The sequence below is a fragment of the Lysinibacillus sp. 10T31 genome, assembly GCF_056394365.1.
The window spans coordinates 102,750-123,901 of the sequence record NZ_JBFTHS010000008.1; the positions used below are offsets into that span (position 1 = coordinate 102,750).

Consider the following 21,152-nt stretch of genomic DNA (forward strand, 5'->3'; position numbering starts at 1 on the left):
CTTGACTTTCAATTATTAGACGATTAAAGTTTAATGTATTAGTAATCTAGTGTATGAAAGTGAAGTGTCGAAATGAACGCAGTAATTGTGGCAGTAGCTGTCATGTTAATATTAAGCTTGCTCCGTATCAATGTTGTTCTTTCTCTTGTGTTGGGGGCCTTTGCGGGAGGTCTAACAAGCGGCATGGGTATTGAAGCAACTGTAAAATCATTTACAGATGGCCTAGGAGCAGGCGCAACGATTGCTTTAAGTTATGGATTGCTTGGTGGTTTCGCCATAGCTATTTCAAAAACGGGAATTCCTGAATTAATGATTGCAGGGATTTTAAAGATATTAAATAAAAACGGTACAAGTAATCGAAAAGGTTTAGTAAAGGTTTTAATCTTCTTACTGATTTTTATGATGTCTATTTTCTCACAAAACTTAATTCCAATTCATATAGCCTTTATCCCATTATTGATACCTCCAATCTTAAAGGTTTTAAATATGCTTGAGGTTGACCGACGAATTATCGCAACATTAATTGCGGTTGGTTTAATAGGTACATATAGTTTCGTTCCGGCTGGCTTCGGAGCTATATTCCAAGATATCGTTTCTACGCAAGTAACTAAGGCAGGTATGGAGGCATCTTCACGTGATGTACCAGTAGCGATGGCTATACCCGTTCTAGGGATGCTAATTGGATTATGTGTAGCCTTTTTCGTTTACCGGAAACCTCGACAATATCAAAATAATGATGTAGAGACAGAGTCTTTAAATGTTAATGTCAGTAAGTACGTGATTTTTTCTACGACTGCGGCTTTAATTGTCTCTCTTTGTGCACAAATTTATACTGATTCGATGATTGTAGGCGCTTTTGCAGGCATTATGATTATGTATTTCACTGGTGCACTTAAATGGAAAGAAGCAGATGAGATTCTTTCTGAGGGAATGAAGATGATGGCCTTTATTGGTTTCGTTATGATTGCAGCAAATGGCTTTGCATCTGTTATTAACGCCACAGGTCATATAGATAGCTTAATTAATGGTTCAATAGACATTCTTCAAGGAAATACGAGTCTAGCTATATTAATTATGTTAGTCGTTGGTTTAATTGTGACGATGGGAATCGGATCTTCCTTTGCGACTGTACCTATCATCGCGACTTTATTTGTTCCTCTTGCACAAGGGTTAGGAATGAGTCCTTTAGCGATTATTTGTCTAATAGGTACAGCAGGCGCTTTAGGTGATGCAGGCTCTCCTGCTTCAGATTCTACTCTTGGACCAACTGCGGGTTTAAATGTAGATGGACAGCATAATCACATTTGGGATACATGTGTGCCAACGTTTATTTTTATAAACATTCCACTTATTATATTTGGCTGGATTGCATGTGTGTTCTTCTTATAAAGTAATAGTAAGAGCGGTTTCTAAATATTAGAGACTGCTTTTTTTTACATATTGGCATCACTTAATTGTTAGAAATGTCCGAAAACGTTGATATAACAACCTTAAGTGTTGCAAAGTGCATTGTAATTTTATATACTAGTAATCGGCTTAGATAAGCGAGAAATATTAGTAGTAAGAATATCTACAACATTTAAAAGAATTTAGCGAAAAGACTTGCTTATTCTTTTTTTATTGTGTATAATGTTGAATGTTGGTCTTTGACTGCGATGAAACGAGAGGTTGCCGACACACCCGGCCGCTTTGCCATGGCGGTGTGTAGGATAATTTTCGTGGAGAATGTCTAGAAAATAGGCGAGAAGGAGGGAAAATAATGGCAAAACAAAAGATTCGTATTCGTTTAAAAGCGTATGATCACCGTATTTTAGATCAGTCTGCTGAAAAAATTGTGGAAACTGCAAAACGTTCAGGTGCAAGTGTATCAGGTCCGATTCCACTTCCAACTGAGAAGTCTGTGTACACAATTCTTCGTGCTGTTCACAAGTACAAAGATTCTCGTGAACAATTCGAAATGCGTACGCATAAACGTCTGATCGATATCGTTAACCCAACACCACAAACTGTTGATGCGTTAATGAAACTTGATTTACCATCTGGCGTTGATATCGAAATCAAACTTTAATGGTAAAAAATATAACTTTTTTAAAACTTACAGGAGGTGTGACAAATGGCTAAAGGAATCTTAGGTAGAAAAATTGGTATGACACAAGTTTTCGCTGAAAACGGCGATTTAATCCCGGTAACAGTTATCGAAGCTACTCCAAACGTAGTTCTTCAAAAGAAAACTGTTGAAACAGACGGCTACGAAGCTATCCAAGTTGGTTTCGAAGACAAGCGTGTTAAGCTTTCTAACAAACCAGAACAAGGTCACGTAGCAAAAGCGAACACTGCTCCTAAGCGCTTCATCCGTGAATTCCGCAACGTAAACGTTGGAGAATACGAAGTTGGTCAAGAAGTCAAAGTAGAAATTTTCGCAGAAGGCGATGTAATTGATGTAACAGGTGTTACTAAAGGTAAAGGTTTCCAAGGTGTAATTAAACGCCACGGTCAATCTCGTGGTCCTATGGCCCACGGTTCTCGTTACCACCGTCGTCCTGGTTCAATGGGTCCAGTTGCTCCGAACCGCGTATTCAAACAAAAGAAATTACCTGGTCAAATGGGTGGCACAGTAGTTACAATCCAAAACTTAGAAATCGTGAAAGTTGATGCGGAACGTAACTTACTACTTGTTAAAGGTAATGTTCCTGGTTCTAAAAAAGCTCTAGTTACAGTTAAAACTGCAATTAAAGCTAAGTAATCACCTAAGGAAAGGAGGAAACAGGAATGACAAAAGTATCTGTACTTAGTCAAACAGGTGCTTCAGTTGGTGAAATCGAATTAAACGATGCGATTTTTGGAATCGAGCCAAATGAAGCAGTTTTATTCGACGCTGTAGTAGCACAACGCGCTTCTCTTCGTCAAGGTAATCACAAGGTTAAAAATCGTTCTGAAGTTGCTGGTGGTGGTCGTAAACCATGGCGTCAAAAAGGAACTGGTCGTGCTCGTCAAGGTTCTATCCGTTCTCCACAATGGCGCGGTGGTGGTATCGTATTCGGTCCAACTCCACGTAGCTACTCTTATAAATTACCGAAAAAAGTTCGTCGCTTAGCTCTTAAATCAGCTTTATCAGCTAAAGTAGTAGAACAAAACTTCTTAGTTCTTGATGCTCTTACACTAGCAGCACCAAAAACAAAAGAATTCACAAGAATCCTTAAAGATCTTTCTTTAGAGAAAAAATCTTTATTCGTAACTGCTGACCTAGATGAAAACGTAGCATTATCTGCTCGTAACATCCCTGGTGTAACAGTTTTAACTGCAAATGGAATCAACGTTCTTGATCTATTAGGTCATGAAAAAGTTGTATTCACAAAATCTGCAGTAGAAAAAGTTGAGGAGGTGCTTGGATAATGGAAGCACGTGATATTTTAAAACGTCCGGTCATTACTGAGCGTTCTTCAGAACTTATGGCAGAGAAAAAGTATACTTTCGAAGTAGACACTCGCGCTAACAAAACTCAAGTAAAAGACGCTGTAGAAGAAATCTTTGGTGTAACAGTTGAGAAAGTAAACGTTCTTAACTACAAAGGTAAATTCAAACGCGTAGGCCGTTACGGTGGTTACACTAACAAACGTCGTAAAGCGATCGTTAAATTAACTGCTGATAGCAAAGAAATCGAATTATTCGAAATGTAATCCTTTATGGATTTATGATTTGAACAATCAAGAAGGAGGGAAACACAATGGCGATTAAAAAGTATAAACCTACCTCTAATGGTCGTCGTAATATGACGTCTTTAGACTTTGCGGAAATTACAACTAACAAGCCTGAGAAATCATTGCTTGAACCAACTAAACGCAAAGCTGGTCGTAACAACCAAGGTAAAATCACTGTTCGTCATCATGGCGGTGGACATAAGAAGCAATACCGTGTTATCGATTTCAAACGTGTAAAAGATGGCATTCCGGCTAAAGTTGCTACTATTGAATATGATCCAAACCGTTCTGCGAATATCGCATTAATCAACTACGCTGATGGAGCAAAAGCTTACATCTTAGCACCAAAAGGTCTAGAGGTTGGTCAAACAATCGTATCTGGTCCAGATGCTGATATTAAAGTAGGTAACGCATTACCATTAGCAAACATTCCAATGGGTACTACAATCCATAACATCGAGTTAAAACCTGGTAAAGGTGGACAATTAGTACGTTCTGCAGGTACTTCTGCTCAAGTACTTGGTCGTGAAGACAAGTACGTAATCGTTCGTCTACAATCTGGTGAAGTACGTTTAGTGTTAGCTACTTGCCGCGCTACAATCGGTCAAGTTGGTAACGAACAACACGAACTAGTACACATCGGTAAAGCAGGTCGTAGCCGTTGGTTAGGTAAACGCCCAACAGTTCGTGGTTCTGTAATGAACCCTAACGATCACCCACACGGCGGTGGTGAAGGACGTTCTCCAATCGGACGTAAATCACCAATGACTCCTTGGGGTAAACCAGCACTTGGTTACAAAACTCGCAAGAAGAAAAACAAAACGGATAAATTCATCATCCGTAGTCGTAAAAAATAATGTGGTTAAACTACGGTTCTATGTGAGAGCCGTGGTGGAATCACGGAGGGAGGTTCCTACATGGGTCGCAGCTTGAAAAAAGGACCTTTTGTTGATGACCACTTAATGAAAAAAGTGGAAGCACAAGAGGCTTCTGAGAAGAAACAAGTTATTAAAACTTGGTCTCGCCGTTCTACAATTTTCCCTACTTTTATCGGTTTAACGATTGCTGTTTATGATGGACGTAAACACGTTCCTGTATACGTAACAGAAGACATGGTAGGCCACAAACTTGGTGAATTCGCACCAACACGTGCTTACAAAGGTCACGGTGCAGACGACAAGAAAACAAGACGCTAATTTTGAGAGGGGGTAAATCCTAATGACACAAGCTAAAGCTATCGCTCGTACTGTTCGCATTGCTCCTCGTAAAGTCCGTCTAGTTGTAGACTTAATTCGAGGTAAGCAAGTTGGTGAGGCAGTTGCAATTTTACGTCATACTCCAAAAGCGGCGTCTCCAGTCGTTGAAAAAGTATTAAAATCTGCAGTTGCTAACGCTGAACACAACTACGATCTTGACATCAACTCTTTAGTAGTTTCTGAAGTTTTCGTTGATGAAGGTCCAACATTAAAACGTTTCCGTCCACGTGCACAAGGACGTGCAAGCGCAATTAACAAACGCACAAGCCACATTACACTAGTGGTATCTGAGAAGAAGGAGGGTTAATCCGTGGGTCAAAAAGTACATCCAATAGGACTGCGCGTTGGTATTATTCGTGACTGGGAGTCAAAATGGTACGCTGAAAAAGACTATGCAACTCTACTTCACGAAGACATCAAAGTGCGTAAATATATTGAAACGGCTCTTAAAGACGCTTCTGTTTCTAAAGTTGAAATCGAACGCGCTGCAAACCGTGTAAACATTACAATTCACACTGCGAAGCCAGGTATGGTAATCGGTAAAGGTGGTTCTGAAGTTGAGAATCTTCGTAAATACCTTAGCGATTTAACTGGTAAACGTGTACACATCAACATTATCGAAATCAAACGTGCTGATCTTGACGCTCGTCTAGTAGCTGAAAATATCGCTCGTCAATTAGAAAACCGTGTATCATTCCGTCGTGCGCAAAAGCAAGCGATCCAACGCACAATTCGTGCTGGTGCAAAAGGAATTAAAACACAAGTATCTGGTCGTTTAGGTGGCGCTGATATCGCGCGTGCTGAACACTATAGTGAAGGAACTGTTCCACTTCATACTCTACGTGCTGACATCGACTATGCACACGCAGAAGCTGACACTACTTACGGTAAATTAGGCGTTAAAGTATGGATCTACCGTGGTGAAGTTCTTCCTACGAAGAAATCTGTGGAAGGAGGCAAATGATATGTTATTGCCTAAACGCGTAAAATACCGTCGTGAACACCGCGGAAACATGCGTGGCGAAGCGAAAGGCGGTAAAGAAGTATCTTTCGGCGAATGGGGCTTACAAGCTCAAACAGCTAGCTGGATTACTAACCGTCAAATCGAATCTGCACGTATCGCGATGACTCGTTACATGAAACGTGGCGGTAAAGTTTGGATTAAAATCTTCCCGCATAAACCTTACACTAAAAAACCTCTAGAAGTCCGCATGGGTTCTGGTAAAGGTTCTCCTGAAGGTTGGGTAGCAGTAGTAAAACCAGGAAAAGTAATGTTCGAAATCGCTGGTGTATCTGAAGAGATCGCACGTGAAGCACTTCGTTTAGCATCACATAAGCTTCCTGTTAAATGTAAGATCGTAAAACGTCAAGAAACTGGTGGTGAATCTAATGAAAGCTAATGAAATCCGTGACCTTGCCACTTCTGAATTAGAGTTAAAAGTGAAATCACTGAAAGAAGAGCTTTTCAACCTTCGCTTCCAATTGGCGACTGGTCAATTAGAAAACACAGCTCGTATTCGTGAAGTGCGTAAAGCAATCGCGCGTATGAAAACTGTTATTCGTGAAAGAGAAATCAGTGCAAATAACTGATAAAGGAGGTTTTCAAGTATGACTGAGCGTAATCAACGCAAAGTTTACACGGGCCGCGTTGTTTCAGATAAAATGGACAAAACTATTTCTGTTTTAGTTGAAACTCACAAAAAGCACAAGCTTTATGGTAAACGTGTAAAATACTCTAAAAAGTTTAAGGCTCATGATGAGTTAAACACAGCGAAAATCGGTGATATCGTACGTATCATGGAAACTCGCCCGCTATCAGCAACTAAACGTTTCCGTCTAGTTGAAGTTGTAGAAAAAGCGGTTATTATTTAATAACTATTTCGGAACAACCAATTTCCGAAGGGAGGTAACCTAAGTGATCCAACAAGAAAGTCGTATGAAAGTTGCTGACAACTCAGGTGCACGTGAAGTTCTTACAATTAAAGTCCTTGGTGGCTCTGGCCGTAAAACTGCTAACATCGGTGATATCGTTGTTTGTACAGTTAAGAAAGCAACACCAGGTGGCGTTGTTAAGAAGGGTGACGTTGTTAAAGCTGTTATCGTTCGTACTAAATCAGGCGTACGTCGTAAAGATGGTACGTACATCAAATTTGATGAAAATGCTTGTGTAATTATTCGTGATGATAAATCACCACGCGGAACTCGTATTTTCGGACCTGTTGCACGTGAATTACGTGACAGCAACTTCATGAAAATCGTTTCTCTAGCTCCAGAAGTTCTTTAATTTCATGATAGTGCCAATCAAGGAGGTGCGACAGCATGCATGTAAAAAAAGGTGACAAGGTTAAGGTTATCACTGGTAAGGATAAAGGCAAAGAAGGCGTTATTCTTGCTTCTTACCCTAAACAAGATCGCGTTCTTGTTGAAGGTGTGAACATCGTGAAAAAACACGTAAAACCTAACCAATTGAATCCACAAGGTGGAATTGTAAGCCAAGAGGCTGCAATTCACGTTTCGAACGTAATGCTAATCGATCCTAAATCTGGCGAGCCGACTCGTGTAGGTTATAAAATCGAAAACGGTAAAAAAGTTCGTGTTGCAAAAAAATCAGGTGCAGTAATCGACTAATTTCTATAAAAGAAGGGAGGTACACAAATGAGCCGCCTAAAAGAAAAATATTTAAATGAAGTTTCTCCTGCTCTTATGAGCAAGTTTGGATATAAATCAGTTATGCAATTGCCGAAAGTTGACAAAATCGTTATCAACATGGGTGTTGGTGACGCAGTTCAAAACTCAAAAGCATTAGATGCAGCTGTAGAAGAATTAACAATTATCACTGGTCAAAAACCAGTAGTAACTAAAGCGAAAAAATCGATCGCAGGTTTCCGTCTACGTGAAGGTATGCCTATCGGTGCTAAAGTTACATTACGCGGTGAGCGTATGTATGAATTCTTGGACAAATTAATCTCAATTTCACTACCTCGTGTACGTGACTTCCGTGGTGTTTCTAAAAAAGCATTCGATGGTCGCGGTAACTACACTTTAGGTGTTAAAGAGCAACTAATTTTCCCAGAAATCGATTACGATAAAGTTTCAAAAGTACGCGGTATGGACATCGTGATCGTAACGACAGCGAATTCTGATGAAGAAGCTCGCGAGTTATTGACACAATTCGGTATGCCGTTCCAAAAGTAATTTAAACAAGGAGGGCGAAAACGTGGCTAAAAAATCTATGATCGTTAAACAACAACGTAAGCAAAAGTTTAAAGTGCAAGAATATACACGTTGTGAACGCTGTGGTCGTCCACACTCTGTATATCGCAAATTCAAACTTTGCCGTATTTGTTTCCGAGAACTTGCATATAAGGGACAAATTCCTGGCGTGAAAAAAGCCAGCTGGTAATCCCCTAATTTGGGAAGGAGGTAAATGTAATGACAATGACTGATCCGATTGCAGATATGCTTACTCGCATTCGTAATGCGAACATGGTTCGTCACGAGAAGTTAGAAGTACCAGCTTCCAACGTGAAAAAAGAAATCGCTGAAATTTTAAAGCGTGAAGGTTTCGTACGTGACGTAGAATACGTGGAAGACAACAAACAAGGTATCATCCGTATCTTCTTAAAATACGGTAAAGATAACGAGCGCGTTATCACTGGTTTAAAACGTATTTCTAAACCTGGTCTACGAGTATATGCAAAAACAAATGAAGTGCCTAAAGTACTGAACGGTCTTGGTATCGCTTTAGTGTCAACTTCACAAGGTTTATTAACAGATAAAGAAGCTCGCGCTAAACAAGTTGGCGGCGAAGTTCTAGCATACGTTTGGTAATTAGCAATAAATGAATGGAGGTGCAACTAAATGTCTCGTGTAGGTAAAAAAATTATCGAGGTACCAGCTAACGTAACTGTTACTGTTGCAGCTGACAACTCAGTTACCGTTAAAGGTCCTAAAGGCGAACTTGTTCGTTCTTTCCACCAAGATATGAAAATTGAGCAAGAAGGTAACGTAATTACTGTATCTCGTCCTTCTGATTCAAAAGAACACCGCACAAACCACGGTACAACTCGTGCGCTATTAGCGAACATGATTACTGGTGTTTCTGCAGGTTTCGAAAAATCATTAGAACTTATCGGTGTCGGTTACCGTGCGCAATTACAAGGTAAAAAACTTGTTCTTAACGTAGGTTATTCACACCCAGTTGAGTTCACACCTGAAGATGGTCTAGAAGTTGAAGTTCCTTCAAACACTAAAATCATCGTTAAAGGTATCAGCAAAGAACGTGTTGGTGCTCTTGCATCTAACATCCGTGACGTGCGTCCACCAGAGCCTTACAAAGGTAAAGGTATCCGTTATGAAGGCGAATATGTTCGTCGTAAAGAAGGTAAAACAGGTAAATAATGCTGCCTAAGCATTAGAAAGGAGTGACCCTTGTGATTACGAAACAAGATAAAAATCAGGTTCGTAAAAAACGTCATGCACGCGTACGTTCTAAAATTACGGGTACTGCTGAGCGTCCACGCTTAAACGTATTCCGTTCTAACAAGAACATCTACGCTCAACTTATCGATGACGTAGCAGGCGTAACAATTGTTAGCGCATCTTCTCAAGAAAATGGTTTTGATGCTGCTGGTAGCAATGTTGATGCTGCAACTAAAGTCGGTGAATCAATCGCAAAACGCGCTACGGAAAAAAATATTACTGCTGTAGTATTTGACCGTGGTGGTTACTTATATCATGGACGCGTAAAAGCTTTAGCTGAAGCTGCACGCGAGAACGGTTTACAATTTTAATAAAAAGGAGGGACACATTTCATGAGTCGAATTGACGCAAACAAACTTGGAGAACTTGAAGAACGCGTAGTTACTATTAACCGTGTTGCTAAAGTTGTTAAAGGTGGACGTCGCTTCCGCTTCACAGCATTAGTTGTAGTTGGCGATAAAAACGGTCACGTTGGTTTCGGTACTGGTAAAGCTCAAGAGGTGCCAGATGCTATCCGTAAAGCTGTTGAAGATGCGAAGAAAAACTTAATCGAAGTGCCACGCGTAGGTGGAACAACTCCACACTTAGTGCAAGGTCGCTTTGGTGCAGGAGAAATCCTAATTAAACCTGCTGCTCCTGGTACAGGAGTTATCGCTGGTGGTCCAGTACGTGCCGTACTAGAACTTGCTGGTATTACTGATATTCTTTCAAAATCTCTTGGAACTAACACACCAATCAATATGGTGCGTGCAACTATTCAAGGTTTAACTGAATTAAAACGCGTAGAGGACGTAGCTAAATTACGTGGTAAATCAGTGGAAGAAATATTAGGATAAGGGGGGAAAGATAATGGCTAACAAATTAGAAATCACCCTTACAAAATCTGTGATTGGTTCTAAACCAGCACAACGCAAAACTATTGAAGCTCTAGGTTTACGTAAATTAAACCAAACTGTAGAGAAAGCTGACAATGCAGCAACTCGCGGTATGATCGATGTAGTAGCGCACTTAGTTACTGTAAAAGAAAACTAATTTTTAATTAATGAACAAGGAGGTGCCATCCAATATGAAACTTCATGAGTTAAAACCAGCAGAAGGTTCCCGTAAAGTACGTAACCGCGTAGGTCGCGGTATCGGTTCTGGTAACGGTAAAACTGCAGGTAGAGGTCATAAAGGTCAAAACTCTCGTTCTGGCGGCGGTGTACGCCCAGGATTCGAAGGTGGTCAAAACCCTTTATTCCGTCGTTTACCGAAACGCGGCTTTACTAACATTAACCGTAAAGAGTACGCGATCGTTAATCTTGACACATTAAACCGTTTTGAAGATGGTGCAGAGGTAACAACTGCATTATTACTTGAAACTGGTCTTGTGAGCAATGAAAAAGCTGGAATTAAAGTTCTTGGAAACGGAACTCTTGATAAAAAGCTTACAGTAAAAGCTCATAAATTCTCTGCTTCAGCTAAAGAAGCAATCGAGAATGCCGGTGGAACTACTGAGGTGATTTAATGTTTCAGACGATCTCTAACTTTATGCGTGTTCGAGATATACGAAATAAAATCATTTTCACTCTTTTAATGTTAATCGTTTTCCGTATTGGTACGTTTGTACCAGTACCAAACGTTGACGCTAATGTATTAAAGGCAACTGATGAGTTCAATCTCGTTGGTTTCCTGAATACTTTTGGCGGTGGTGCTTTGAAAAACTTCTCTATCTTTGCGATGGGAATTATGCCTTACATCACTGCTTCAATCATTGTTCAGTTATTGCAAATGGACGTAGTACCGAAATTTGCTGAGTGGGCAAAGCAAGGTGAAGTCGGAAGACGTAAACTTGCTCAATTTACTCGTTACTTTACAATTATTCTTGCTTTTATCCAATCATTCGCAATGTCATTTGGTTTTAACAGAATGTACGGCGGATCATTGATTAAAGAAGAAGGAATTTTAACATATGTTACGATTTCTATTGTATTAACAGCGGGTACAGCATTCCTAGTATGGCTTGCTGAACAAATTACTGCGCATGGTGTTGGGAATGGTATTTCTGTTGTGATTTTCGCAGGTATCGTTGCGGCATTACCGAATGGCATTAACCAAATCTATGCACAGCAAATCGAGGGTGCTGGAGATAAACTATTTATCAATCTAGTAATTCTTGGTTTACTTGTTTTAGTCTTGCTTGCAGTTGTTATTGGCGTTATTTACGTGCAACAAGCGTTACGTAAAATTCCAATTCAATATGCAAAACGAGTTACTGGACGCAATCAACAAACTGGTGCTCAACAAACGCATTTACCGTTAAAAGTAAATGCTGCAGGGGTTATTCCGGTAATCTTTGCATCAGCGTTTATGATGGCACCACGTACGATAGCTCCTTTATTTGGTGATGGTGCTATATCAACATTCATTCAACACACGTTTGATTATACAAAACCTGTTGGGATGGTTGTTTACATCGCATTAATCATCGCGTTCACATATTTCTATGCATTCGTACAAGTGAATCCAGAAAATGTGGCAGATAACTTGAAAAAGCAAGGTGCTTACATCCCGGGTATTCGTCCTGGTGAGAGTACGCAAACGTATTTAACAAGCGTGTTATATCGTCTGACATTTGTCGGTGCGATTTTCTTAACTGTTATTTCAGCAATGCCGATTATAATCATAAACTTTATGAATCTACCTGCCACAGTGCAAATCGGTGGTACTAGTATTATTATCGTAGTCGGCGTAGCGCTGGAGACGATGAAACAGCTAGAATCTCAACTTGTTAAACGTCACTACAAAGGCTTTATGAAATAATGTTGGTTTTTAGGGAACGTTCCATCGTTTCCTGAAATCAGCAAACCTTTTGTGGGAGGAATATTTCCGTATGAATATCGTTTTAATGGGTCTGCCAGGTGCTGGTAAAGGTACTCAGGCAGATAAAATTGTTGAGAAGTACGCGATTCCTCATATTTCTACAGGCGATATGTTCCGTGCCGCTATTAAAGATGGTACAGAACTAGGCTTGCAGGCTAAATCGTTTATGGATCAAGGTGCTCTAGTACCGGATGAAGTAACGATTGGTATTGTTCGTGAACGACTTGCTAAACATGATTGTGAAAAGGGCTTCTTATTAGATGGATTCCCACGTACTGTTCCTCAAGCTGAAGCTTTAGACAGCATCCTTGCTGATCTTGGTAAAGCTATTGAACATACAATTAACATCCAAGTTGAAAAAGATGAGCTAGTTGCTCGTCTATCAGGTCGTCGTATTTGTAAAACTTGTGGTACATCTTATCACCTAGTTTTCAATCCTCCAGCTGAGGAAGGGAAATGTGATAAAGATGGTGGCGAGCTTTATACACGTGCGGATGATAATCCTGAAACGGTTGCAAACCGTCTGGAAGTAAATATGAAACAAGCACAACCTTTACTTGACTACTATGAAGGTAAAGATGTGTTAACAAATATAGATGGACAGCAAGATATTAACAAAGTGTTTGCTGATCTTGATGCTCTATTACAGGGCAGCCGCAGCTGATACCCGGCTCCGGGCGCAGAATACTGCTTCCGCGGGAGGCATGCGGGAGCAACACCGAAACATAATTTTTTGAGAGTTGCAAAAGCATATTGTGCCCGGTATATATTTCTTTTAAAAAGTGCAACATTACTTTTGAAAGAGTATAATGGGTTTCGTGGAAGCATCTGTGTAACGGGTATGAATATCTCATCAAAGACATTCCGGTATTCGTGTAAACATGGGAGATCAGTGCCCTTAATGGTTCTGTATGTTCCGTGGATTGTGTGAAGCGAAACCAGACGAGCGTCTTTCAAACATCTCTCATACAATCCAAACATATGTTGAAACGAGGTTGCTTCTATAGTTGCAGCAGATATCCGTTTGATGTAACGATGAGAACTTTAATTTGCATATAGAGAGGAGACAGAGTAGATGGCGAAAGATGATGTAATTGAAGTCGAAGGGACAGTTGTTGAGACTTTGCCAAACGCGATGTTTAAGGTAGAATTAGAAAATGGACATGTGATTCTAGCACACGTTTCTGGTAAGATTCGTATGCACTTTATCCGTATTCTACCTGGAGATAAGGTTACTATCGAGTTATCTCCTTATGATTTAACTCGCGGTCGTATCACATACCGTTTTAAATAATCTTTTGCGCTCCGGACTACTAAGGAGGTTAGGTTGAGATGAAAGTAAGACCATCTGTAAAACCGATCTGCGAAAAATGTAAAGTAATTCGCCGACGCGGTAAAGTAATGGTAATTTGTGAAAATCCTAAACACAAACAAAAACAAGGTTAATTCTAAAGGAGGTGCACAACGTACATGGCACGTATTGCTGGTGTTGACATTCCTCGCGACAAACGCGTGGTAATTTCATTAACTTACATTTACGGTATTGGTAAAACTACAGCTCAGAAAGTATTAGCTGACGCAGGCATTTCAGAAGATACACGCGTACGCGACTTAACTGAAGATGAGTTAAACAAAATCCGTGAACAATTAGACTCATACAAACTTGAAGGTGACTTACGTCGCGAAACTTCATTAAATATCAAACGTCTGATGGAAATCGGTTCATTCCGTGGTATCCGTCACCGTCGTGGTTTACCTGTTCGTGGTCAAAATACGAAGAACAATGCGCGTACGCGTAAAGGTCCTCGTAAAACAGTAGCGAACAAGAAAAAATAATCAGTAAAGGAGGTTCCTTCTTAACATGGCTCGTAAACAACAAACTCGTAAACGTCGTGTGAAAAAGAATATCGAATCTGGTATTGCACACATTCGTTCTACATTCAACAATACAATCGTAACGATTACAGATATGCAAGGTAACGCTGTATCTTGGTCAAGTGCTGGTGCTCTTGGTTTCCGTGGTTCACGTAAATCTACACCATTCGCTGCTCAAATGGCTGCAGAAACTGCTGCTAAAGCATCCCTTGAACATGGTCTGAAAACGTTGGAAGTAACTGTTAAAGGTCCTGGTGCAGGTCGTGAAGCTGCAATTCGTGCACTTCAAGCTGCTGGTTTAGATGTAACTGCTATTAAAGACGTTACTCCAGTTCCTCATAATGGTTGCCGTCCGCCAAAACGTCGTCGCGTGTAATGGGTGCGTCTCATATTGTATGAGAACATCATTTTTTGTACAGACTGTCTTGTGCAGATAATAAACGATACGTCATTGACGATCGAATCTATGATGGAAAGAACCTATACATTCGATGTTTTGAAGGAGGGTAAATAAAATGATCGAAATTGAAAAACCAAAGATTGAAACGGTGGAGATCAGCGAAGATTCCAAATATGGAAAGTTTGTTGTAGAACCGCTTGAACGCGGATATGGAAACACTTTGGGTAATTCTTTACGTCGTATCCTTCTGTCTTCATTACCAGGAGCTGCTGTCACTTCAATTCAAATTGACGGTGTTCTTCACGAATTCTCAACTGTAGAAGGCGTTGTAGAGGATGTAGCTTCAATTATTTTGAACGTGAAAAAACTAGCTCTTAAAATCTACTCTGACGAAGAAAAAGTTATTGAGATTGATGTAAAAGGCGATGGTACAGTTACAGCTGCTGACATTACACATGACAGTGATGTAGAAATTTTAAACCCGGATCTATATATTGCAACAATCGCTAAAAACGGTCATTTACGTATGCGTATGTATGCACAACGCGGCCGTGGTTACACTCCTGCTGATCAAAACAAACGTGAGGATCTTCCTATCGGCGTGATCCCGATCGACTCTATTTACACTCCAGTATCACGCGTCAATTTCCAAGTGGAAAATACTCGTGTAGGTCAGTCTTCTGACTACGATAAACTTTCTCTTGATGTGTGGACAGATGGTAGCATCGGTCCGAAAGAGGCGATTTCGCTCGGAGCAAAAATTTTAACCGAGCATCTAAACATCTTCGTTGGCATGACAGACGAGGCACAAACTGCTGAAATCATGGTCGAAAAAGAAGAAGATCAAAAAGAAAAAGTTTTAGAGATGACTATCGAAGAACTTGATCTTTCTGTTCGTTCTTATAACTGCTTAAAACGCGCTGGTATTAACACAGTACTAGAACTTGCGAATAAGTCAGAAGACGATATGATGAAAGTTCGTAACCTTGGACGTAAGTCACTTGAAGAGGTAAAAGCGAAGTTAGAAGAGCTTGGTTTAGGGTTACGCAAAGAAGACTAAGCGATTTAAACAAAACTTACAAGATCAGATATTTTTTATAAAGGAGGGAAACATCCATGGGTTACAGAAAACTTGGTCGTACAAGTTCTCAACGTAAAGCGATGTTACGTGACTTAGCTACTGATTTAATCATCAACGAGCGTATCGAAACTACTGAAGCTCGCGCTAAAGAAGTACGTAAAGCTGTTGAAAAAATGATTACTTTAGGTAAACGCGGTGATTTACATGCACGCCGTCAAGCTGCTGCATTCATCCGTCGTGAACTAGTAACAACTACTGATGCAGAAGGTAACGAAACAACTTCATTTGCACTTCAAAAGTTATTTGATGATGTTGCACCACGTTATGCAGAACGTCAAGGTGGTTACACTCGTATTCTTAAAGTAGGTCCTCGTCGTGGTGACGGTGCACCTGTTGTAGTGATTGAATTAGTTTAATCATAAGAGAAGACAAGTGGTGAAGAGGGTGGAATCACCACCCTCTTTCTTTTATAAACGATTTATACGACAAATAATTAAGCTGAGCGTTATGATGAGCGGACACTGTTGTGTGGCGTCTCGTTTAGCTCTCCGCACCTCATTCAGACGGAACAAGGGCTTGAGCACCCGTGTTTCTTGAAAATGTAACGACTAGCGCATTTCTATCGAATGAGGTGCGCGCTTTTTTATTTTTTAGGGAAGTATGATAGCGCCAATTAGTGGTGCTTTTTTTTATAGGCTGATTTATAGAATGGCAGTCACCAGAATGTGGTGCTTCACTCCATAATTCGATGTATCTTATAAATTATATTTAGTCCTATTTGTTTTAAAAAAATAAATAAAAAGTGATATTAGCACTTTTCTTTTATCGACATAATGATTGTAGTAGAATTCATACATAAAAAAGTGTAAGTTAGTTAGTAGAGCTGAGCATGTAGAGAGGAGTTCTAGAAATGCCAGAAATTTTATCATTAAATAATGTGACATTTTCATATACACCAGAAGAAAAAGAAAGTCGCAATGCTGTTGAAAATGTAAGCTTTGCGGTTCAGGAAGGGGAATGGATTGCCATAGTGGGCCATAACGGTTCTGGTAAATCCACCATTGCAAAGCTTATGAATGGCTTGCTATACCCACAGCAGGGCGATGTACGTATATTACGTGAACCTTTAAGTGAAGCAAACCTATGGGAAAGTCGTTCACAAATAGGCATGGTTTTCCAAAATCCAGACAATCAATTTGTTGGAGCGACAGTGCAAGATGATGTTGCTTTTGCTCTTGAAAATAACGGAGTGCCGTTTGAAGAGATGGTAGGACGTGTACATGCAGCACTTGAGCAAGTAAAAATGAGTGATTTTTTAGACCATGAGCCACATCACTTATCAGGTGGTCAAAAGCAGCGTGTTGCCATTGCAGGTGCACTTGCGATGAAACCAAAGCTCCTTATATTAGATGAAGCTACTTCTATGCTAGATCCACAGGGGCGTGCTGAGGTATTACAAACAGTTCAAACTTTACGTGCTGAAACAGGGTTAACGGTAATATCTATTACGCATGATTTAGAGGAAGCCATGCTTGCAGATCGTGTTCTCTTTATGAATGATGGAAAGAAATTTGCTGAGGGTACACCTGCTGAAATTTTTGCATTTGGGGACAAGCTAGTTGAGTTTGGACTAGACTTACCATTTGCCATGAAGTTATCTAAGTTATTGCAAAAGGAAGGTGTTCCGTTATTGGGACAACATATGACAGAAGAAGAGTTGGTGAATGATTTATGGACATCAAACTTCAACAAGTAAGCTATGCTTATTCACAGGGTACACCTTTTGAAAAACGTGCATTATTCGATGTGGATTTTGAAATCCCTTCACATACGTATCAGGCAATTATCGGACATACGGGTTCCGGTAAATCGACAATTCTTCAGCATTTTAATGCACTTCTAAGACCAACCTCTGGGGAAGTACATATTGGAGATCGCATTGTTGTAGCTGGAAAAAAGGCAAAGGATTTAAAGACTGTACGTCAAAAGGTTGGTATTGTGTTTCAATTTCCCGAGCATCAGCTATTTGAAGAAACTGTATTAAAGGATATTATGTTTGGGCCTATGAACTTTGGTGTTTCGGAGCAAGAGGCGGAAGCACGAGCAAAAGAACTTATAGGCTTAGTAGGCTTACCAGAGAACGTACTTGAGAAATCACCTTTTGATTTATCGGGTGGACAAATGCGTAGGGTAGCAATTGCTGGCGTTTTAGCGATGGAACCTGAAGTTATTGTTTTAGATGAACCAACTGCAGGTCTTGATCCACGCGGCCAGAAAGAGATTATGGATATGTTTTATAAGCTACACAAGGAACGCGGCCTAACGACGATTCTTGTAACGCACAGTATGGAGGACGCAGCTCGTTATGCAGACAATATTGTCATTATGCATGAAGGGAAAAATGTACTAAGTGGCACACCGCAAGAAATTTTCAAAGATGTAGAAACATTAAAAAATTTCCGCTTAGAACCACCTCGTATCGTACGCTTTCAACAAAAAATCGAAACAATGATAAACAAATCCTTCTCAAAGATATGCTTAACCGAAGAAGAGCTAGCAACTGAAATTGCTCGGGTACTCAGAGAGGAGCGTGGACAGTCATGATGGAGAAAATGATATTTGGTCGCTTCCTTCCCGGAGATTCTCCAGTGCATAAGCTCGATCCACGATCAAAGCTTATATTTGTGTTTGCATTTATTATTATTGTTTTTTTAGCAAACAATACAGTGACATATGCCTTGCTATTAGCGTTTACCTTACTCATTGTGCTAATATCAAATATTCGTCTGTATTTTTTAATAAATGGTCTAAAGCCCGTACTTTTTTTAATGGCGTTTACCTTCTTAATTCATATATTTATGACGAAAGAAGGTGCCATAGTATTTGAGTGGAAGTTTATTACCATTTATGAAGAAGGTATCCGACAAGGGATATTTATTTCGATACGTTTTCTAGTTCTAGTGTTTATGACATCTATCTTAACGCTTACAACATCACCGATTTCAATTACGGATGGCATTGAAGTACTGCTAAATCCATTAAAAGCGGTGAAAGTGCCAGTACATGAATTAGCTTTGATGATGTCTATTTCATTGCGCTTTATTCCAACGTTAATGGATGAAACAGATAAAATTATGAAAGCACAAATGGCACGTGGTTCGGATTTATCTTCTGGACCAATAAAGGATCGTATTAAAGCGGTTGTGCCATTACTGGTACCTCTCTTTGTAAGTGCTTTTAAAAGAGCCGAGGATTTAGCAACAGCTATGGAAGTAAGAGGCTACCGTGGAGGCGAAGGGCGTACGAGATATCGCAAGCTAAAATGGGATATGAGTGATACATTTGCACTTGTGTTATTAGTAGCAATGGCCGCTTTACTATTCTTCTATAGAAGTTAAAAGGAGTAAACTTTATGCGACGATTAAAAGCAATTATAAGTTATGATGGAACGCAATTTTCCGGGTATCAAGTACAGCCTGGAGAGCGTACAGTACAAGCTGAGGTTGAGCGTGTTCTAGCCATTATGCATAAAGGGGAAAAGATAAAGATAACAGCTAGTGGACGTACAGATGCAAGGGTGCATGCAACAGGCCAAACATTGCATTTTGATTCACCACTCGCGATCCCAGTAGATAAATACATGAAGGCATTAAATGTTCAACTGCCAAGAGATATTCGGGTAATGTCGATGGAAGAAGTAGCTGCTGATTTTCATGCGCGCTACAGTGTAACAGGAAAGAGGTACCGATATATATGGTCATGTGAGCCTGTACAGAGTCCATTCCGCAGACAATACACTGTAGAGACAAATGGTGTGAAACCAAATGTTGAGGCAATGCAGGAGGCAGCAAAGGCTATTATCGGTACACATGACTTTACTTGCTTTTGTGCAGCTAATACAAGTGTCAAAGATAAGGTGCGTACAGTAACTTCACTACAATTTGAATGGTATGGTGAGGAGCTTCATATGGTGATTGAAGGAAATGGCTTCTTATATAATATGGTACGTATTATTGCAGGCACACTGTGGGAAGTTGGTATAGGACGTCGTGACATTGAGAACGTGGAGTTGGTCGTTAATTCTATGAATCGTGATAAGGCGGGCAAGACTGCACCTCCTCAAGGTCTGTATCTTGAGAAAGTCTTCTATTAGAAAGGTTCATTACCAAAAGTTAAGATGCCACTTGTTAGAACGCATGCCATTTATCTACATTCAGTAGAAAACTTCCACCTCTTAAGGTGGTGAGATGAATGTGGATGTGGTTCTCTTTCAATGGATGTAATCCGGACGCATTTATGCCAAGGAGAAATCAACCCCATGTTATGGGATGAGTCATTAAGAAGAACAACTGGGGGATTTTTTTGTATTTTACAAAATGAAGGCTCACAAATGCCCTAATTTTAACAATCAGTGAATCTGAACAACTTCTCCAGGTGTTTATTGAAATTGCTTGACTTTAAAAGTCATTCATTATATGATAACAGATGGTATTTTCATTACCACCACAAATAAGCCCCGAAAACTTATAGTGTAGTTTAATGAAAAATAACGGTAATCGAATCGATTAGGAGGATATATACATGCGTACAACATTCATGGCTAAAGGTCACGAAGTAGACCGTAAATGGCTAGTAGTTGATGCAGAAGGCCAAACTCTTGGACGTTTAGCTTCTGAAGTAGCTGCTATCTTACGTGGTAAACATAAACCAACATTCACACCAAACGTTGACACAGGTGATCACGTAATCATCATCAACGCTGACAAAATCCATTTAACTGGTAACAAATTAGAGGGTAAACTTTACCGTCACCATACTCAATTTGCGGGTGGTTTAAAAACTCGTACTGCTGGTGAAATGCTAGATAAGTACCCAACAAGAATGATCGAATTAGCAATTAAAGGGATGCTTCCTAAAAACTCTTTAGGTCGCAAAATGTTCACTAAACTTAACGTTTACACTGGAACAGAGCATCCACATGCTGCACAAAAACCAGAAGCTTACGAGCTTCGCGGATAATATAAATTAAGAGGAGGATATTACTTTGGCACAAGTTCAATACATCGGCACTGGTCGCCGTAAAAGCTCTGTAGCTCGCGTACGTTTAGTACCAGGTACAGGTAAAATTGTTATCAACAAACGTGAAATCGAAGAATACGTACCATTCGCTGCTTTACGTGAAGTAATTAAACAACCATTAGTAGCTACTGAAACTACAGGAAGCTATGATATCCACGTAAACGTTAACGGTGGTGGATACACTGGTCAAGCTGGTGCAGTACGTCACGGTATCGCTCGTGCTCTACTTCAAGTAGACCCAGATTTCCGTGCTGCATTAAAATCTGCTGGATTACTTACTCGTGATTCACGCATGAAAGAACGTAAAAAACCAGGTCTACGCGGCGCTCGTCGTGCACCTCAGTTCTCAAAACGTTAATATCGTTGTTATATCAGCGTTTACAACCCTTTCTCGAATTTTCGAGAGAGGGTTTTTTTTG

36 protein-coding genes and 1 pseudogene are annotated in these 21,152 nt (G+C 40.0%); all 37 read left to right on the forward strand.

What is annotated here, in order from left to right; genetic code table 11:
• Nucleotides 1-72 precede the first annotated feature (72 nt).
• The 37 genes and pseudogenes from AC1DCY_RS06770 to rpsI all read left to right on the forward strand — a co-directional run bounded on the left by AC1DCY_RS06770 (nt 73) and on the right by rpsI (nt 21,091).
• Nucleotides 73-1,389 carry a Na+/H+ antiporter family protein gene (locus tag AC1DCY_RS06770; RefSeq protein WP_477348626.1) on the forward strand — a complete coding sequence of 439 codons (1,317 nt, stop codon included), beginning with the start codon at nt 73-75 and terminating at the stop codon, nt 1,387-1,389.
• A gap of 370 nt (nt 1,390-1,759) precedes the next feature.
• Entirely contained in the window at nt 1,760-2,068 is a 309-nt protein-coding gene (gene rpsJ, locus AC1DCY_RS06775) for a 30S ribosomal protein S10 (protein ID WP_004233624.1), read from the forward strand.
• 45 nt (nt 2,069-2,113) lie between these two features.
• Complete coding sequence (gene rplC / locus AC1DCY_RS06780; RefSeq protein ID WP_286925569.1) at nt 2,114-2,743, forward strand: 50S ribosomal protein L3; 630 nt, start codon at nt 2,114-2,116, stop codon at nt 2,741-2,743.
• Nucleotides 2,744-2,769: 26 nt separating this feature from the next.
• Complete coding sequence (gene rplD / locus AC1DCY_RS06785; protein WP_477348629.1) at nt 2,770-3,393, forward strand: 50S ribosomal protein L4; 624 nt, start codon at nt 2,770-2,772, stop codon at nt 3,391-3,393.
• Entirely contained in the window at nt 3,393-3,677 is a 285-nt protein-coding gene (gene rplW / locus AC1DCY_RS06790; RefSeq protein ID WP_053482811.1) for a 50S ribosomal protein L23, read from the forward strand. Before rplD ends, rplW begins: the two co-directional genes overlap by 1 nt.
• Nucleotides 3,678-3,724: 47 nt before the next feature.
• Complete coding sequence (gene rplB, locus AC1DCY_RS06795) at nt 3,725-4,555, forward strand: 50S ribosomal protein L2 (RefSeq protein ID WP_477348631.1); 831 nt, start codon at nt 3,725-3,727, stop codon at nt 4,553-4,555.
• Nucleotides 4,556-4,615: 60 nt separating this feature from the next.
• On the forward strand, nt 4,616-4,894 hold the full coding sequence (gene rpsS, locus AC1DCY_RS06800; protein WP_049662848.1) for a 30S ribosomal protein S19: 279 nt from the start codon (nt 4,616-4,618) through the stop codon (nt 4,892-4,894).
• Between the two features lie 22 nt (nt 4,895-4,916).
• The gene (gene rplV / locus AC1DCY_RS06805) at nt 4,917-5,261 is read left to right on the forward strand and encodes a 50S ribosomal protein L22 (RefSeq protein WP_004233639.1); all 345 of its coding nucleotides are present in this window, start codon (nt 4,917-4,919) and stop codon (nt 5,259-5,261) included.
• A gap of 3 nt (nt 5,262-5,264) precedes the next feature.
• A complete protein-coding gene (rpsC, locus tag AC1DCY_RS06810; protein ID WP_049662850.1) occupies nt 5,265-5,918 on the forward strand; it encodes a 30S ribosomal protein S3 in 654 nt (217 codons plus the stop codon).
• Nucleotide 5,919: 1 nt separating this feature from the next.
• Nucleotides 5,920-6,354, forward strand: a complete 435-nt coding sequence (gene rplP / locus AC1DCY_RS06815) for a 50S ribosomal protein L16 (protein WP_010860599.1) — start codon at nt 5,920-5,922, stop codon at nt 6,352-6,354.
• Nucleotides 6,344-6,544 (forward strand): 50S ribosomal protein L29, encoded by a 201-nt coding sequence (gene rpmC / locus AC1DCY_RS06820; RefSeq protein ID WP_049662852.1) that lies wholly within the window; start codon nt 6,344-6,346, stop codon nt 6,542-6,544. Before rplP ends, rpmC begins: the two co-directional genes overlap by 11 nt.
• 18 nt (nt 6,545-6,562) lie before the next feature.
• Nucleotides 6,563-6,826, forward strand: a complete 264-nt coding sequence (gene rpsQ, locus AC1DCY_RS06825; RefSeq protein ID WP_053482810.1) for a 30S ribosomal protein S17 — start codon at nt 6,563-6,565, stop codon at nt 6,824-6,826.
• Nucleotides 6,827-6,869: 43 nt separating this feature from the next.
• Nucleotides 6,870-7,238 (forward strand): 50S ribosomal protein L14, encoded by a 369-nt coding sequence (gene rplN / locus AC1DCY_RS06830; protein WP_004233650.1) that lies wholly within the window; start codon nt 6,870-6,872, stop codon nt 7,236-7,238.
• Between the two features lie 35 nt (nt 7,239-7,273).
• Nucleotides 7,274-7,582, forward strand: coding sequence for a 50S ribosomal protein L24 (gene rplX / locus AC1DCY_RS06835; protein ID WP_053596063.1), 309 nt, complete (start codon nt 7,274-7,276; stop codon nt 7,580-7,582).
• A gap of 27 nt (nt 7,583-7,609) precedes the next feature.
• Nucleotides 7,610-8,149 carry a 50S ribosomal protein L5 gene (gene rplE, locus AC1DCY_RS06840; RefSeq protein WP_008181719.1) on the forward strand — a complete coding sequence of 180 codons (540 nt, stop codon included), beginning with the start codon at nt 7,610-7,612 and terminating at the stop codon, nt 8,147-8,149.
• A gap of 22 nt (nt 8,150-8,171) precedes the next feature.
• Nucleotides 8,172-8,357, forward strand: coding sequence for a type Z 30S ribosomal protein S14 (locus AC1DCY_RS06845; RefSeq protein ID WP_004233656.1), 186 nt, complete (start codon nt 8,172-8,174; stop codon nt 8,355-8,357).
• 29 nt (nt 8,358-8,386) lie between these two features.
• Complete coding sequence (gene rpsH, locus AC1DCY_RS06850; RefSeq protein ID WP_008181717.1) at nt 8,387-8,785, forward strand: 30S ribosomal protein S8; 399 nt, start codon at nt 8,387-8,389, stop codon at nt 8,783-8,785.
• A 30-nt stretch (nt 8,786-8,815) separates the two neighbouring features.
• Nucleotides 8,816-9,355, forward strand: a complete 540-nt coding sequence (gene rplF / locus AC1DCY_RS06855; protein ID WP_402931239.1) for a 50S ribosomal protein L6 — start codon at nt 8,816-8,818, stop codon at nt 9,353-9,355.
• Between the two features lie 32 nt (nt 9,356-9,387).
• The gene (gene rplR / locus AC1DCY_RS06860; RefSeq protein WP_477348637.1) at nt 9,388-9,747 is read left to right on the forward strand and encodes a 50S ribosomal protein L18; all 360 of its coding nucleotides are present in this window, start codon (nt 9,388-9,390) and stop codon (nt 9,745-9,747) included.
• A 21-nt stretch (nt 9,748-9,768) separates the two neighbouring features.
• A complete protein-coding gene (gene rpsE, locus AC1DCY_RS06865) occupies nt 9,769-10,272 on the forward strand; it encodes a 30S ribosomal protein S5 (RefSeq protein ID WP_053482806.1) in 504 nt (167 codons plus the stop codon).
• A gap of 13 nt (nt 10,273-10,285) precedes the next feature.
• Nucleotides 10,286-10,468: a 50S ribosomal protein L30 gene (gene rpmD, locus AC1DCY_RS06870; protein ID WP_049662869.1), complete on the forward strand. Its 183-nt coding sequence runs from the start codon at nt 10,286-10,288 to the stop codon at nt 10,466-10,468.
• Between the two features lie 34 nt (nt 10,469-10,502).
• On the forward strand, nt 10,503-10,943 hold the full coding sequence (gene rplO, locus AC1DCY_RS06875; protein WP_323654724.1) for a 50S ribosomal protein L15: 441 nt from the start codon (nt 10,503-10,505) through the stop codon (nt 10,941-10,943).
• Nucleotides 10,943-12,238 carry a preprotein translocase subunit SecY gene (gene secY / locus AC1DCY_RS06880; RefSeq protein WP_477348640.1) on the forward strand — a complete coding sequence of 432 codons (1,296 nt, stop codon included), beginning with the start codon at nt 10,943-10,945 and terminating at the stop codon, nt 12,236-12,238. The genes rplO and secY overlap by 1 nt, the downstream gene beginning before the upstream one ends.
• A 70-nt stretch (nt 12,239-12,308) precedes the next feature.
• Entirely contained in the window at nt 12,309-12,962 is a 654-nt protein-coding gene (locus AC1DCY_RS06885) for an adenylate kinase (RefSeq protein WP_477348642.1), read from the forward strand.
• Nucleotides 12,963-13,209: 247 nt separating this feature from the next.
• Nucleotides 13,210-13,287, forward strand: a pseudogene (locus AC1DCY_RS06890) (type I methionyl aminopeptidase); the annotation flags it as partial.
• Nucleotides 13,288-13,373: 86 nt separating this feature from the next.
• Nucleotides 13,374-13,592 carry a translation initiation factor IF-1 gene (infA, locus tag AC1DCY_RS06895; protein WP_004233690.1) on the forward strand — a complete coding sequence of 73 codons (219 nt, stop codon included), beginning with the start codon at nt 13,374-13,376 and terminating at the stop codon, nt 13,590-13,592.
• Between the two features lie 38 nt (nt 13,593-13,630).
• Nucleotides 13,631-13,744 (forward strand): 50S ribosomal protein L36, encoded by a 114-nt coding sequence (rpmJ, locus tag AC1DCY_RS06900; RefSeq protein ID WP_000868344.1) that lies wholly within the window; start codon nt 13,631-13,633, stop codon nt 13,742-13,744.
• 24 nt (nt 13,745-13,768) lie between these two features.
• Nucleotides 13,769-14,134 carry a 30S ribosomal protein S13 gene (gene rpsM, locus AC1DCY_RS06905; protein WP_049662875.1) on the forward strand — a complete coding sequence of 122 codons (366 nt, stop codon included), beginning with the start codon at nt 13,769-13,771 and terminating at the stop codon, nt 14,132-14,134.
• A gap of 25 nt (nt 14,135-14,159) precedes the next feature.
• Entirely contained in the window at nt 14,160-14,549 is a 390-nt protein-coding gene (gene rpsK, locus AC1DCY_RS06910; protein WP_053482801.1) for a 30S ribosomal protein S11, read from the forward strand.
• 139 nt (nt 14,550-14,688) lie between these two features.
• Nucleotides 14,689-15,633 (forward strand): DNA-directed RNA polymerase subunit alpha, encoded by a 945-nt coding sequence (locus tag AC1DCY_RS06915; protein ID WP_004233733.1) that lies wholly within the window; start codon nt 14,689-14,691, stop codon nt 15,631-15,633.
• Nucleotides 15,634-15,689: 56 nt separating this feature from the next.
• Nucleotides 15,690-16,070, forward strand: coding sequence for a 50S ribosomal protein L17 (rplQ, locus tag AC1DCY_RS06920; protein WP_012296051.1), 381 nt, complete (start codon nt 15,690-15,692; stop codon nt 16,068-16,070).
• 494 nt (nt 16,071-16,564) lie between these two features.
• The gene (locus tag AC1DCY_RS06925; RefSeq protein ID WP_477348645.1) at nt 16,565-17,410 is read left to right on the forward strand and encodes an energy-coupling factor ABC transporter ATP-binding protein; all 846 of its coding nucleotides are present in this window, start codon (nt 16,565-16,567) and stop codon (nt 17,408-17,410) included.
• Complete coding sequence (locus AC1DCY_RS06930) at nt 17,386-18,258, forward strand: energy-coupling factor ABC transporter ATP-binding protein (protein WP_477348646.1); 873 nt, start codon at nt 17,386-17,388, stop codon at nt 18,256-18,258. The genes AC1DCY_RS06925 and AC1DCY_RS06930 overlap by 25 nt, the downstream gene beginning before the upstream one ends.
• Entirely contained in the window at nt 18,255-19,052 is a 798-nt protein-coding gene (locus AC1DCY_RS06935; protein WP_477348648.1) for an energy-coupling factor transporter transmembrane component T family protein, read from the forward strand. Before AC1DCY_RS06930 ends, AC1DCY_RS06935 begins: the two co-directional genes overlap by 4 nt.
• 14 nt (nt 19,053-19,066) lie before the next feature.
• A complete protein-coding gene (gene truA, locus AC1DCY_RS06940; RefSeq protein ID WP_477348650.1) occupies nt 19,067-19,807 on the forward strand; it encodes a tRNA pseudouridine(38-40) synthase TruA in 741 nt (246 codons plus the stop codon).
• A gap of 428 nt (nt 19,808-20,235) precedes the next feature.
• Complete coding sequence (gene rplM / locus AC1DCY_RS06945) at nt 20,236-20,673, forward strand: 50S ribosomal protein L13 (protein WP_049662886.1); 438 nt, start codon at nt 20,236-20,238, stop codon at nt 20,671-20,673.
• Nucleotides 20,674-20,698: 25 nt separating this feature from the next.
• Entirely contained in the window at nt 20,699-21,091 is a 393-nt protein-coding gene (gene rpsI / locus AC1DCY_RS06950) for a 30S ribosomal protein S9 (RefSeq protein ID WP_004233744.1), read from the forward strand.
• The last annotated feature ends 61 nt before the right edge of the window (nt 21,092-21,152 follow it).

Excerpts from the sequence above, each read along its gene's own strand:
- AC1DCY_RS06770 (WP_477348626.1), top strand. The coding sequence starts at position 73 with ATGAACGCAGTAATTGTGGCAGTAGCTGTCATGTTAATATTAAGCTTG.
- rpsJ (WP_004233624.1), top strand. The coding sequence starts at position 1,760 with ATGGCAAAACAAAAGATTCGTATTCGTTTAAAAGCGTATGATCACCGT.
- rplC (WP_286925569.1), top strand. The coding sequence starts at position 2,114 with ATGGCTAAAGGAATCTTAGGTAGAAAAATTGGTATGACACAAGTTTTC.
- rplD (WP_477348629.1), top strand. The coding sequence starts at position 2,770 with ATGACAAAAGTATCTGTACTTAGTCAAACAGGTGCTTCAGTTGGTGAA.
- rplW (WP_053482811.1), top strand. The coding sequence starts at position 3,393 with ATGGAAGCACGTGATATTTTAAAACGTCCGGTCATTACTGAGCGTTCT.
- rplB (WP_477348631.1), top strand. The coding sequence starts at position 3,725 with ATGGCGATTAAAAAGTATAAACCTACCTCTAATGGTCGTCGTAATATG.
- rpsS (WP_049662848.1), top strand. The coding sequence starts at position 4,616 with ATGGGTCGCAGCTTGAAAAAAGGACCTTTTGTTGATGACCACTTAATG.
- rplV (WP_004233639.1), top strand. The coding sequence starts at position 4,917 with ATGACACAAGCTAAAGCTATCGCTCGTACTGTTCGCATTGCTCCTCGT.
- rplP (WP_010860599.1), top strand. The coding sequence starts at position 5,920 with ATGTTATTGCCTAAACGCGTAAAATACCGTCGTGAACACCGCGGAAAC.
- rpmC (WP_049662852.1), top strand. The coding sequence starts at position 6,344 with ATGAAAGCTAATGAAATCCGTGACCTTGCCACTTCTGAATTAGAGTTA.
- rpsQ (WP_053482810.1), top strand. The coding sequence starts at position 6,563 with ATGACTGAGCGTAATCAACGCAAAGTTTACACGGGCCGCGTTGTTTCA.
- rplX (WP_053596063.1), top strand. The coding sequence starts at position 7,274 with ATGCATGTAAAAAAAGGTGACAAGGTTAAGGTTATCACTGGTAAGGAT.
- rplE (WP_008181719.1), top strand. The coding sequence starts at position 7,610 with ATGAGCCGCCTAAAAGAAAAATATTTAAATGAAGTTTCTCCTGCTCTT.
- rpsH (WP_008181717.1), top strand. The coding sequence starts at position 8,387 with ATGACAATGACTGATCCGATTGCAGATATGCTTACTCGCATTCGTAAT.
- rplF (WP_402931239.1), top strand. The coding sequence starts at position 8,816 with ATGTCTCGTGTAGGTAAAAAAATTATCGAGGTACCAGCTAACGTAACT.
- rpsE (WP_053482806.1), top strand. The coding sequence starts at position 9,769 with ATGAGTCGAATTGACGCAAACAAACTTGGAGAACTTGAAGAACGCGTA.
- rpmD (WP_049662869.1), top strand. The coding sequence starts at position 10,286 with ATGGCTAACAAATTAGAAATCACCCTTACAAAATCTGTGATTGGTTCT.
- rplO (WP_323654724.1), top strand. The coding sequence starts at position 10,503 with ATGAAACTTCATGAGTTAAAACCAGCAGAAGGTTCCCGTAAAGTACGT.
- secY (WP_477348640.1), top strand. The coding sequence starts at position 10,943 with ATGTTTCAGACGATCTCTAACTTTATGCGTGTTCGAGATATACGAAAT.
- AC1DCY_RS06885 (WP_477348642.1), top strand. The coding sequence starts at position 12,309 with ATGAATATCGTTTTAATGGGTCTGCCAGGTGCTGGTAAAGGTACTCAG.
- infA (WP_004233690.1), top strand. The coding sequence starts at position 13,374 with ATGGCGAAAGATGATGTAATTGAAGTCGAAGGGACAGTTGTTGAGACT.
- rpmJ (WP_000868344.1), top strand. The coding sequence starts at position 13,631 with ATGAAAGTAAGACCATCTGTAAAACCGATCTGCGAAAAATGTAAAGTA.
- rpsM (WP_049662875.1), top strand. The coding sequence starts at position 13,769 with ATGGCACGTATTGCTGGTGTTGACATTCCTCGCGACAAACGCGTGGTA.
- rpsK (WP_053482801.1), top strand. The coding sequence starts at position 14,160 with ATGGCTCGTAAACAACAAACTCGTAAACGTCGTGTGAAAAAGAATATC.
- AC1DCY_RS06915 (WP_004233733.1), top strand. The coding sequence starts at position 14,689 with ATGATCGAAATTGAAAAACCAAAGATTGAAACGGTGGAGATCAGCGAA.
- rplQ (WP_012296051.1), top strand. The coding sequence starts at position 15,690 with ATGGGTTACAGAAAACTTGGTCGTACAAGTTCTCAACGTAAAGCGATG.
- AC1DCY_RS06925 (WP_477348645.1), top strand. The coding sequence starts at position 16,565 with ATGCCAGAAATTTTATCATTAAATAATGTGACATTTTCATATACACCA.
- AC1DCY_RS06930 (WP_477348646.1), top strand. The coding sequence starts at position 17,386 with ATGGACATCAAACTTCAACAAGTAAGCTATGCTTATTCACAGGGTACA.
- AC1DCY_RS06935 (WP_477348648.1), top strand. The coding sequence starts at position 18,255 with ATGATGGAGAAAATGATATTTGGTCGCTTCCTTCCCGGAGATTCTCCA.
- truA (WP_477348650.1), top strand. The coding sequence starts at position 19,067 with ATGCGACGATTAAAAGCAATTATAAGTTATGATGGAACGCAATTTTCC.
- rplM (WP_049662886.1), top strand. The coding sequence starts at position 20,236 with ATGCGTACAACATTCATGGCTAAAGGTCACGAAGTAGACCGTAAATGG.